12 protein-coding genes are annotated in these 11,661 nt (G+C 52.7%); 1 reads left to right on the top strand and 11 read right to left on the bottom strand.

Annotated elements, in window-relative coordinates:
* Positions 1-246 precede the first annotated feature (246 nt).
* The 4 genes from glnA to LKH74_RS00490 form a co-directional block, all read right to left on the bottom strand.
* The gene (glnA, locus tag LKH74_RS00505) at positions 247-1,587 is read right to left on the bottom strand and encodes a type I glutamate--ammonia ligase (protein WP_135367953.1); all 1,341 of its coding nucleotides are present in this window, start codon (positions 1,585-1,587) and stop codon (positions 247-249) included.
* 41 nt (positions 1,588-1,628) lie between these two features.
* On the bottom strand, positions 1,629-2,009 hold the full coding sequence (locus LKH74_RS00500; RefSeq protein ID WP_287708009.1) for a MerR family transcriptional regulator: 381 nt from the start codon (positions 2,007-2,009) through the stop codon (positions 1,629-1,631).
* Positions 2,010-2,118: 109 nt separating this feature from the next.
* A complete protein-coding gene (gene miaA, locus LKH74_RS00495; RefSeq protein WP_287708010.1) occupies positions 2,119-3,048 on the bottom strand; it encodes a tRNA (adenosine(37)-N6)-dimethylallyltransferase MiaA in 930 nt (309 codons plus the stop codon).
* The gene (locus LKH74_RS00490; RefSeq protein WP_287708011.1) at positions 3,045-3,800 is read right to left on the bottom strand and encodes a glycerophosphodiester phosphodiesterase; all 756 of its coding nucleotides are present in this window, start codon (positions 3,798-3,800) and stop codon (positions 3,045-3,047) included. The genes miaA and LKH74_RS00490 overlap by 4 nt, the downstream gene beginning before the upstream one ends.
* An 844-nt stretch (positions 3,801-4,644) precedes the next feature.
* Between LKH74_RS00490 and LKH74_RS00485 the strand changes: the two genes are divergently transcribed.
* Entirely contained in the window at positions 4,645-4,821 is a 177-nt protein-coding gene (locus tag LKH74_RS00485; protein WP_125575207.1) for a DUF3042 family protein, read from the top strand.
* Positions 4,822-5,017: 196 nt separating this feature from the next.
* Here LKH74_RS00485 and LKH74_RS00480 read toward each other — a convergent pair whose 3' ends face one another.
* The 7 genes from LKH74_RS00480 to LKH74_RS00450 form a co-directional block, all read right to left on the bottom strand.
* The gene (locus LKH74_RS00480; protein WP_135367957.1) at positions 5,018-5,428 is read right to left on the bottom strand and encodes a rhodanese-like domain-containing protein; all 411 of its coding nucleotides are present in this window, start codon (positions 5,426-5,428) and stop codon (positions 5,018-5,020) included.
* Between the two features lie 29 nt (positions 5,429-5,457).
* The gene (locus tag LKH74_RS00475) at positions 5,458-6,429 is read right to left on the bottom strand and encodes an ROK family glucokinase (protein ID WP_135367958.1); all 972 of its coding nucleotides are present in this window, start codon (positions 6,427-6,429) and stop codon (positions 5,458-5,460) included.
* Between the two features lie 4 nt (positions 6,430-6,433).
* On the bottom strand, positions 6,434-6,664 hold the full coding sequence (locus tag LKH74_RS00470; protein ID WP_135367959.1) for a YqgQ family protein: 231 nt from the start codon (positions 6,662-6,664) through the stop codon (positions 6,434-6,436).
* Positions 6,665-6,706: 42 nt separating this feature from the next.
* A complete protein-coding gene (locus LKH74_RS00465) occupies positions 6,707-7,387 on the bottom strand; it encodes a rhomboid family intramembrane serine protease (RefSeq protein WP_135367960.1) in 681 nt (226 codons plus the stop codon).
* 15 nt (positions 7,388-7,402) lie between these two features.
* Entirely contained in the window at positions 7,403-7,954 is a 552-nt protein-coding gene (locus tag LKH74_RS00460; protein WP_287708013.1) for a 5-formyltetrahydrofolate cyclo-ligase, read from the bottom strand.
* A 58-nt stretch (positions 7,955-8,012) separates the two neighbouring features.
* Positions 8,013-8,162: a 50S ribosomal protein L33 gene (gene rpmG / locus LKH74_RS00455; protein WP_081721478.1), complete on the bottom strand. Its 150-nt coding sequence runs from the start codon at positions 8,160-8,162 to the stop codon at positions 8,013-8,015.
* A 781-nt stretch (positions 8,163-8,943) separates the two neighbouring features.
* Entirely contained in the window at positions 8,944-11,055 is a 2,112-nt protein-coding gene (locus LKH74_RS00450) for a peptidoglycan D,D-transpeptidase FtsI family protein (protein ID WP_287708015.1), read from the bottom strand.
* Positions 11,056-11,661 lie beyond the last annotated feature (606 nt).

Below are 11,661 nucleotides of genomic sequence, written 5' to 3'. Positions count from 1 at the left end.
ACGATAGTGGCGTGTCACCAACACCCCCGTTGACCTCGTTCACCAGCAGTTGCGCCGCAAAAAAGCAATCGGACTTCCCACAGATAATTCCACCAAAACAGCCAGAGAGAACATTCGCCCGCCATGGCAAGCCAATGACTCGATCCGCGTTCCCAATCCTCGCTCACAGTAAGGCTTTTGGCGTTTCAAAAAGAGAGCCCGGACCAGCAGTCCTGAGCTCTCCCATGATGTTTCATTAACCTGCGTTTAGTACAGTTCCAGGTATTGATCCCGTTCCCATTCGGAAACTTGGGTCCGGTAAGAATTGTATTCCAGGTTCTTGGCTTCAATAAAGCTTTGATACAGATGTGGCCCCATGGCATTGCGCATCACGTCGTCGGCTGCCAAGTCCTTTAAGGCGTTGTGCAGCGTGTCTGGCAAGTTGGTGATGTGGTTTTCTTGCCGTTCTTCGGCATCCATGCGGTAAATGTTGCGGTCGATGGCTTCTCGTGGTGCTAACTTGTTCCGCAAGCCATCCAAGCCGGCTTCCAAGACCGCCGCAATGGCCAGGTATGGGTTAGCCGCCGGGTCAACACTCCGCAGTTCCAACCGCGTAGACAAGCCACGAGAATTTGGTACCCGAATCAGTGGTGAGCGGTTAGAGCCGGACCAAGCCACGTAAACTGGGGCTTCGTAACCTGGAACCAGCCGCTTGTAACTGTTGACGATTGGGTTGCAGATGGCGGTAAAGCTACGGGCATGCTTCAACAGGCCGCCCAGGAAGTGGAAGGCGTCTTCGGACAATTCCATTTCCCCGTTCTTATCAAAGAAGGCGTTGCCTTGATCGTGGAACAAAGACATGTTCAAGTGCATCCCAGACCCGTTGATGCCGGCCAATGGCTTAGGCATGAACGTCGCGTACAGGCCGTACTTGCGGGCGATGGTCTTGACCACCAGCTTGAACGTTTGAATGTTGTCGGCCGCAGCCAAAGCGTCGGCATACTTGAAGTCGATTTCGTGTTGGCCAGGCGCCACTTCATGGTGAGCGGCTTCGACGTCAAAGCCCATTTCTTCCAGCGTCAAGACGATTTCGCGCCGGCAATTTTCACCCAAGTCCATGGGAGCCATATCGAAGTAGCTCCCCTTGTCGTTGAGTTCCGTGGTTGGCTTGCCATTTTCATCCATCTTGAACAGGAAGAATTCAGGTTCCGGTCCAATGTTAAAGTCCGTAAAGCCCGCCTTGCGCATGTCGCCCAAGACCCGAATCAGGTTGTTCCGTGGGTCGCCTTCAAATGGCTTGCCATCGGTGGTGTAGACCTCACAAATGACCCGCGCAATCTTGCCCCGTTCCGTGCTCCAAGGGAAGATCATCCACGTAGAGAGGTCAGGGTACAGGTACATGTCACTTTCTTCGATCCGGACGAAGCCGTCGATAGAAGACCCATCAAACATTAACTTGTTATCCAGTAACTTACCGAGTTGACTGATGGGAACTTCCACGTTCTTAATGGTGCCAAATAAATCGGTGAACATTAGCCGCAAGAACTTGACGTTTTCGTCCTTGGCCATTTGACGGATCTCATCCTTGGAATATTCCGGTTTTGCCATGAAAATCGCTCCCTGCTATTTTTTAGAATCCAACATCTGTCTTAAAGGGGTCGTTGCATCCCCGGCGTCGGGTGACCCAACCCACCCTGGCGAATGAATTCATCCTGCAAAATGCGCCGGACATCCTCATCCGTCAAGGGCTTTTGTTGCGCCGTAGCCTTCGCCTGGGCTGCCCTTTGTTGCTGGTCGTAAATGGCTTTGATGCCCGCCACGTTGACCCCGTCAGCCAGATAATCCTTGATCTCCAAGAGCCGGTCGACGTCATTTAACGAATACATCCGCCGGTTCCCTTCGTTACGTTCGGGAAAGACCAACTGCTGGGCCTCGTAGTAGCGAATCTGGCGCGCCGTTAGACTGGTGAGCTTCATGACCGTTCCAATCGGCAAAACTGCTAGTGAACGACGTAATTCTTTTTCCTTCATCACTACTGGCCCCCTTCAACTATGAGGCTATCATACCACCCTGAAAGCGGTAGTCAAGCATTCATGTCAGAAAATCTAACATCGGCGTCAAGCCTTAACTATTCCTTAATTAATTGTGAGAACTAAGTCCCGCCCACGTAGCGACCTGTGACTGAATCTGGGCGTACGTTTCCGGGTGTTGGACCAGGTCATACCAGGTCGCCGTGGTCTGATTGCGAAACCAGGTCAGCTGGCGTTTGGCATAGTGCCGCGAGTCTTGCTTTACCTGCGCAATGGCTGCCGGATAGGCCGCGGGCTGATCGATCACCGGCAACAATTCCCGGTAACCGATGCCGGTAGCGGCCGGTAGCTGGGTGCCGCCCTGTTGGTCCAGCCAGCGGACCTCATCGAGCAAGCCGGCTTCAATCATTTGGTCCACGCGTTGATTGATTCGTTGATACAACAATTGGCGGTCCGTGTTCAAGGCGACATACAGCTCGTCATACTGTGGGCCACCATTGTCTTGCCGCGAGAACGGCTTTCCCGTGACCTGGATGACCTCTAGCGCCCGCACCGTGCGCCGAACGTTGGTCGGGGGAATCTTCCCCGCCGCCACAGGGTCTAGCTGTTGCAGGCGTTGCCAGAGGGCCTGGGGTCCATTGGCTTGAACCTGCGCGCGCAATTGCTCGCGAATGGCCGGGTCACCGGGTGCATCGGCCCCTAATTTCAGCCCATCGAACAAGGCCTGCAGGTAAAAGCCCGTCCCTCCGGCAATGATAGGCAAATGCCCCCGGTCTGTGATCTCTCTGATCAGTCGTTGAGCCGCTGCCACGAATTGGGCGACCGTAAACTGCTGGTCCACGTCACAAATGTCGATCAGATGATGGGTCGCGGCAGCCTGTTCCGCCGGGGTCGCCTTGGCCGTACCGATATCGAGGTGGCGATACACCTGCATCGAATCCCCGGAAATGATCTCCCCATCAAACGCCTGGGCCAACCGAATGGCCAACGCCGTCTTGCCGACCGCCGTCGGACCGACGACTGCTAAAACTTTTGTCATGCTTCGTTGCCTCCCTGAATTTTCGTCCGTAACGCCACGGCCCGGGCCGGGTAGTCCGTGATCAGCCCGGCAAAGTGGTGGCGCAAGCAATACGCCATGTCGGCGGGACTGTTGACGGTCCACGGCCGTAGTTGCACGTGCGGCAGCCAGAACCGGTGGGCCTTGACCCAGCGAATGTCCGGATGCAAACCGCCGACCAGGTGTTGCCGCTGCATGCGCCGCGCCTGGCGACCGGCCGTCTTGAATAATTTGGCATACTCGGCCTGCGGGTACAGGCTACGCAAGGTGATGATCGACTGGGCCCGAAAGCTGGAGAAGACTAGTCGAAACGGCACCGGTTGCCGCGTAAAGTAATCCGCTAAGGCCTGTTCGATGCCATCATAATGAATCTTATTGGTTTTCAGTTCCAGGTTAAAGACGCCCGTGAACTCATCGCGAATCAACAGCTGAATCACCTCATCGAGGGTCGGTATCTTGGCCCCGGCAAATTCACTGCCGAAGTGACTACCGGCGTCAAGGCGCTTCAATTCGGCCAACGTCTGATCCTGGACCAGTCCGGTGCCATTGGTGGTCCGGTCGACCCTTTCGTCATGCATGATGACTAATTGCTGATCCTTGGAAAACTGGACATCCGTCTCAATCCCATCGGCGCCAGCATCCAGCGCCGCTTGAAACGCCAGTAGCGTATTCTCCGGGCGCGTGCCCTTGCTGCCACGGTGGGCAATAATCTGTGTGGGTTGTCTCTTAAACACGAATCCCCATTCCTTTCACGTTCAGACTTCTGTAGTAAGGGTACCACAGAACGGCCGGCTTGCCGCTTAATTTTGTGAGAAAACCACAACGACCCTTCAGTAGAAGAATCCCCCTTAATCGGGTAAATCGCTAGCAATTTCGGCTAAAAACAAGCATAATGGAAGCGGATAACTAAAAAGTTGAAGGCCAAAAGTGAAATTAACGTACTGATTGCCGTAATGACGGTGTTCTGACACCTAAACTGGTGAAACCAGGCGCCTGCGTCAGCCAGGGTTCCGCCTGCTCTGGGGAACACCTCCAGACTGAGAAACGGTCTTCCGGTTCGCTTGAAAGCCTGGCAAGAATCGCCAGTCTCTCAAGTCGTCCCGCGCTGTAGGCTGAGACAAAACCTCAGCCAACACCGCCGACACAGCTGGCTTCACCCTGGCTGCCTCCGGCAAGGTTGACGACTATCAGCAGCACTGTGTTAATGAAAGACTAGTCGTCAATGTAGCTACTACCTGGGGTTAAGGCAACTATTACTGGCATGCACTACCTTAGCCGAGAGTTCGCCAAATATGGGTTCAGCCGTGGGAGTTGTCTTAGTGGCGCGGTTCATGCCGCTTAGACAACTGGCGTCTTTGAGACGCGACTTTCGGCTCAAAGCGAGGTGTCGAGACCGCCTTTTGGCTCGACCCGTCCGCCCCCGCGTTCCAACCCATATTTGGCGAACGGTAGGCGGCCAGGTCGCTTCGTGAGGCTGAAAACGACTATTTTGACGCTATGAGTCGCATGATGACAATACAGTTAATTTTCGTCTTTCAACCTTCAGCTAAAAATCTTACATGATGGGAGTCGGATACGATGAAGCACTTTACGAAAGGTTTCTTATTTGGCGTTGTTGCTACTGCTAGTGCCGTTGCTGGTGCTGTCTTTTCTTTCAAGAAAAAGGTCGTTCAACCAATCGAGGACCAAGAAGCCCGGTTTGAAGAAAACCGTAAGCGGGCCAACCGCAAGAGCCACGCCGCCCACCACGGTTAAGTTTAAACGCAAATACGTAGCGACCAGGACGCAATGCCCTGGCCGCTTTTTTGTTAGTTTGTGCTCGCTGTCCGCCTACCGTTCGCCAAATGTGGGTGGACGGCTTGAGACGTGGTGAGACTGGCGCTTGATCGTAAAAAAATAGAGCCCGGGCGGCTTGTCCCTGGCTCATTTTTTGATGAAAATGTCACATCAATTACTCTGATTTTTTAGTCTTTCCCTGCCAACGGGCGTAACCCGTCTTCAGGATAGAAATATCTTTGTACCCTTCCTTACCCAACATTAGCGCGGCACGGGTGCTGAGTGCCTTACCTTGATCGTACAGGTAGACCGGTAAGTCAGACCGGATACCGGTATGGTAAGTTCTAAACGTTGAATACGGAATGTTGCGGGCCCCTAAAATGTGACCTGCATCGAAGTCTTTCTTTTCACGCAAGTCAATGACCTGCGCCTTACGCATGCCTGCTTGGAAGGTCTCCTCGTCAATGACAGTGGAAACCTGATTTCGCCGAACCACGGTGATGAGTTGCCATGCGGCCCACGCGATAATCAAGACTAGCAAAATGATGGTGTAGACCGTCATTCCTGAAATTGCTGCAATTACCAAACTAAATCGTCCTTCCTAAACCACAAGTTCTAGTTACTCTTTTGGAAACGCAAAGCTAATGAAGCGGCACCAATGACCCCGGCATCGTTCCCTAATTGGGCTAAGCGTAACTTAGTTGAGTCACGAACGGCTGGGAAGGCATTTTCTTGGAAATACCGCGTCGTTGGTTGTAATAAGGTGTTGCCGGCGTTGGAGACCCCACCACCAATGATGATGTTGGCCGGGTTCAAGATGTTGGCCACGTTAGCTAAGGCTAAGCCTAAGTAGAAGGTCACCCGATCGACCACTTGGTTGGCCAAGATATCGCCGTTGTCGGCCAAGTAGAAGACCATCTTGGAGGTCACACTTTCTTGATTGTCTTCCATTTCCTTCAGCCGTGACGTGCCCATGAAGTCCTTGGCCATGTCGTTGGCGACGTGGACGACCCCGGTCGCGGAAGCGTATTGTTCCAAGCAACCGCGTTTGCCACACGTACATAAGTACCCATTTGGTTGTACCGTGACGTGGCCTAATTCGCCGGCGCCACCGTTGATTCCGTGAAGCAGATGGCCACCAGCAATCACACCGCCACCGACACCGGTCCCCAACGTGACGAAGACGACATCGCTGTCTTTTTCGCCGGCACCCTTCCAGTATTCACCGAGGGAAGCCACGTTGGCATCGTTGTCCAAGATAAATTGTAGCCCTAAGCCGGCCTGAATCTGGTCGCGTACTTGTTGACGCTTTTTCCAGTTCAAGTTGAAGGCGCCAATAACCGTGCCGTTTTCAATGTCGACAGAGCCGGGCGTCCCCATCCCGATCCCCAAGAAGTCATCCTTGCTGAATTCGGAATTGGTGATGTGTTGACTGATTGAGTCAATGATATTTGGCACAATGTGGCTACCTTCGTCGGTAATATCCGTTGGAATGCTCCATTTCGTCAAGATATCCCCTGCCAGTGAGAGAAAAGCCATTTTCGTGGTCGTCCCACCTAAATCGATTCCAATTAAATTCCGTGCCATAACGCTAAATACCTCCAATGGATTGGTGATTATTTTTTGCTCGTTGTTCCTCTAACCGGTGCTCATGTGTCAAAACAATCTTGGCCTGGACAAACGTCGAATCGTCCACCACTCGGGCTTGACGGAGGTGGTCCAATTCTAATGCCATGACTTCGATGTCAAACAGGCGTCTGCCGATATACACATAAATACCAAACTTTTTAAGTAGCTGCTGAACATCATATAACGTTTTCATTGTGCCACAACCTCCATGAAATTGCACGAGACTTTTCGGGGTTTACTGCGCCATGCCGTGTAAATACAACCAGACCAATCCACCAATTAAGACAATGGTTGCTACCACTCTTTTAATTGGACTAACCTTACCAATTCTGGGAACACCAACTGTATACGCTACCAGAAATCCGGTCACCAGTCCGCCTAAATGCCCGGCCAAATCGATACCGGGCGTAAACAAATCAAAGGCGATGTTCATGACGACAAAGGCCAGAAAGGTCCGTGCCAATTGACGAATCACGGGATTTTGCCAGAAGGATTCCCCCAACATCAGAAAGGCGCCAAACAGGCCAAAAATCGCGGTGCTGGCACCGGCGGATAGACTGTCCGAGAAACAAAACGAGGCAATGTTACCGCCGATTCCCGCGACCAAAAACATGGCCAGAAACCGAGTGTGCCCAAAGGCCGCCTCAATTTGCATCCCCACAAAGTACAGGGTCACCATGTTCATCAAGATGTGCGTGAACCCAATGTGCAGAAACATTGGCGTAAACAGGCGCCACCATTCTCCTTGTTGAATCAGTGGATTAAGCTTGGCCCCAAAGGTGATCAACACGTTCACGCTGGTACTGCCACCGGCTAGCGTCATGGCCAAGAAGACCAGCACCATGATCACGATCAACCCAACCGTCATAAAGGGCGTCTGGTCCAATCGCCGCAACCGGTATTTAAAATTCGTCACCGCAAGGCTTCCTTTCTATTCGACGGGTGCCTTTAACACGGCATCCAATAAGACATCAAATGGTTCAACCGACCAACTGGGCTGGCGTGTCTGCTGCGCGGGCAGCGCCAACGCCACTTTAAAGCCAGTCGTCTGGGGTAAATAGCGGTCGTAATAGCCGCCGCCAAAGCCCAATCGTTCACCGGTGTCCGCAAAGACCAGTCCGGGGACCACAATTAAGTCAAACGCCGCTGGTTCGATAATCGCACCATTGACCGGTTCCTGCAAGCCAAACGAACTGGTCGCAAAAGTCGTCTGCCGATCTACCACGTGAAACGCCATCTGGCGATGTGGTAAGGTGGCCGGCACGGCAACGGTCTTCCCGGCGGCGTGGGCTTGGTCGATGATGGGTTGCGTCGCTAATTCAAAGCCACCACTGATAGTCGTGGCCACACGTTTGGCATTTTGCCAGGCTGGCAAGGCAAAGAGCTGACGATAGAGATCCGCCGATGCTCGTTGCCGAAGTGCTGCGGGCATCGTGTTCAACGCCTGAATGGTTTGTTGCCGAATTACTGCTTTAGTTGGCATCATTTACCCCCTCGGTCGATTTTTTCAATAAAAAAAGGTGCGGACTCTCGCCCGTACCTTACTTAGTTTCACGATGCAAAGTTACTTTCCGTTCGCGCGGGCAGTACTTCTTAAATTCAACCCGGTCCGGGTTATTACGCCGGTTCTTGCTGGATAAGTAGTTGCGTTCGTGGCATTCCGTACATTCTAAAGTGATGTGTACACGCATTGTGGGTAACCTCCCAACTTGTTTATAATTACAGGCTAGAGCCCTTAACTCGTAATATATTACCATTAATCCGCCGCAATTACCAGGGATATTGCCAAATATGTTAAGGAAAAATACTTAACAGCTGGTTTTCGCCGGTAAAACTAGTGGTTTCTGGCAAAGTAGTTGTAGCTGGCCGCCTTGCCGTTCGCTAGAGATGCGTTGGAACGCTGAGGGCGTCGGCCCGAGCCAAAGAACGGTCTCGGACCTCACCTTGGAGCCGAAAAATCACGTCTCCAAGCTGCCAGTTTCCTAAGTGCCGTGGACCCTGCCGCTAAGGAAACTCCCACAGCTGAACGCATCTCTAGCGAACTATCGGCTACCGTAGTGCTTGCCAAAACAACGCATTCCGGACCGCGGCTACCAGTACCCATCGCCATCCTTAAAGCATTCGGTTTAGGTCCCCTGTGTCACCACCCCGCCTGACAGCTACGTGCAATTCAGTCATGGGGGCTCTTCAATTTTCATTATCGGCTCAGCGCGTTCATCACATGCAAGCAGCCATGCACCGTCAAATTCAAGCACCAATCTCGTCGGAACCACCAGCGTGATGTGAGGCGAAAGACCGCTTTTCAGGCCGAAGCCGGCCCCCTAGCAAGCGAAATGGTAGTGCTGGTAACGGGGACGCTGACTAATGTCATTTGCCCGCAGCGGGTCCGTCTCGGGGTGAGCCGGCAAAGTGCCATTCCACTCAAATAGCCGTCGCAACCTGCAACGGTCACAACGGCTATTTTACCAACGACTATCCATTGGTATTCTGAGCGGCACCAGCCTTGGTTGCCTTGGTTGGGTTCGTCAACGTTGAAGTTGATTGTACCGACTTCCAGTAGGCAGCGTAGATCTGTTTTGCCAGCTTCATGTTATTGTCTTCGGCACTCGTGCTCAGGTTTGGCATCGCTAAGGCCACGACCACTTTCGGATCGTTAGACGGCGCGTAGGAAGCCAAACTCAAGGTGACCGTTTCGTTCCCCTTGTAGTAGGTTTGCGCGGTCCCGGTCTTGGCGGAGATACCTGGCGAGATGGAGGCTAATTCGGCCCCCGTCTTGTAGGTGTTGGTCCCGTGAACCACGTCGTAGAGCCCTTCGGTAACCAATTTCTTTTCTGCCGCCGTCATATCGATGCGGTTCAAGACCTTGGGAGTGACTGTGGACTTCACAGCGCCCAGCGTGCCGTCTGACTTGGTTCCGCGGATGGATTCCACCACGTGAGGCGCGATCCGTGTTCCCCCGTTGGCAATCGTGGACATGTATTGGGCAACCTGCAAGACCGTGTAGGCATCGTAGTTCCCAAAGGACAAGTCCAAGGCATTCCCAATGTGGGCCTTACTGCTGGACCCTTGTAACCCGGTACTTTCGCCTGGTAAGTCAATCCCGGTGGCAACCCCCAACCCGAATTGGTTGAAGTAGCCCCGTTCCTTGGCGAAGATGCTGGTCCCCATGGTCAGGGCCCCTCCGGAAACGTAGTTGAAGTTCGCTTCCTTCATGGCCAGCTGCATCATGTAGGAGTTAGAAGAAACTTCCAGCGCGGTCGACGCGTTGACGGCCATGTTGGCGCCACCGTTAGCGTTGAACCAAGAAGCCTTCTTGACCCCGCCGACCGTGATCGGCTTATCGGTCAGGGTGTTGTTCGTTGGTGTGATCACACCATCCATCAAAGCGCCAGAAACCATGGCACCCTTGACGACAGACCCCATAACGATGTCACTGTTCATGGCCCCTAAGGCGTTCGTGGTGATCTTACCCGTGGATGGGTTCCGATCGACTCCGGCCATCCCGATGATGCCCCCAGTTTGTGGGTTCATCACGATGGCGTAGGTCCCGGTCGAGACACCCCCAGCGCTAGATTCAGCGGAGTGGACTAAGGACTGCAGCTTCTTTTGGAACGTGGAGTTGATGGTCAATTGGAGGTTATCCCCCTTAGAGCCACCATACTTCTTCACTTCCTTGGTCACCGTGGTCCCGGACACTTCGACCTGCTTCTCGGCCTTGGTACCGCGCAAGACGGATTCGTACTCTTGTTCCAGGTAAGACTGACCCACACTGTCGTTTCGTGAGTAGCCTTGCGCCAAGAGTTCGTTGACCCGGTCACTTGGTAGCCCGGTCTTTTCGGATGAAACCGTCCCGATGATCGACTTGATCGACGACCCGTTAGGATAGTTCCGCGACCAGCTCGTCCCGACTTGTACCCCAGGCATTTCGGACAAATGCTCACCGATTTCCGCAATTTCCTTGCTGGAAACGCCGGAGTCCTTGATGTAGGTGGTCGATAACGAGTAGGCCCCACTCATCTTAGCGAAAATGGCTGCGGCGTTCTGTTGTTTCTTGGTCAGTTTGAACGAGGAGTCATTTTCCAAATAAGACAGTGCCTTGTTGTAAAGTCCCGTCGTTGACAAGCCCTTGGTCCCGGACAGCTTGCTTTCCACTGCTTTTAACCGTTTCGCATCGGTCAAGTAGTAGTCGATCGCCTGGCGGGGTGTCAACGAACTGGTTGAGACAGTTAAGTAATTGCCGAGCTTGTTAGCGATGTCATACATGCTCGATGACAGTACGCTCACGCCCTTGGTATAGGTGATGGCTTGGTGCGCCTTGTTGCCAACCAACACCTTACCGTTCGAATCGTAAACCATCCCCCGTTGCACGTTGGTGGTTTCAATCGTGGTATCAGTCGAATTGACCTCGGCCTTAAATTGCGACCCATAAATTACCTGCAAATACGCCAACTGACCTATCAGCGCTGCAAATAACAGGGCCACAATAATGAAAAGAATATTCAACCGAAACGGGATCTCTGACTTAATGGGACCGCCACTAGATCGCCGATTACGGTTGCTAACGCGATTATAAAAATTCTTCACAATCTCTGCTCCTTGTTGTACAGCTACTATTTTACCAAATTTCGTTGCCGGTCACTATCCCGCTTCCGAAATTTAAACAATCTATGCTATTCTAGAGACCGGAATTAAATGACGCTCACTTGGTATTCTAGCATACTGTGATTCGACGCCAAGCGGCCTGTTCCCCATTTTACCAAAAATAAATAAAATATGGGGCTTTTCGCTAGAATTCCCGTCAGTTCCGTCACTGAATTACCACGAATCGTCACAAAGTTAGTTGAGTTCTGAATTATCTTTAAAATTGTTTAAGCGGCCAACCAGGGCGACCACATTATAGTATGATGGTAAAAGCGAGGCTCAGGGAAACTGGCCGCCTACCGTTCGCCAAATATGGGTTGGAACGCTGGGGCGGACGGGTCGAGCCAAAGGGTGGTCTCGACACCTAGCTTTGAGCCGAGGAGCACGTCTATATCCGCCACATAGCCGAAACGTGCGCCAACAGGCAACTGGTTCCGCTTAACACTGCTAGGCAAATAATCCAGAATCGGGATCATCCGCCTAGCACCGTTAATGCTCGCCAGTTAACCGCCTGTTGGCACACTCTTTTCCAACCCACAAGGCAGCGTC

The sequence above is a fragment of the Levilactobacillus sp. genome, from assembly GCF_022646225.1.
GTDB classification, from domain to species: Bacteria; Bacillota; Bacilli; order Lactobacillales; family Lactobacillaceae; genus Levilactobacillus; species Levilactobacillus suantsaiihabitans.
The sequence above is the reverse complement of the archived record's forward strand: the minus strand, read 5'-3'. Positions and strand labels throughout refer to the sequence as shown.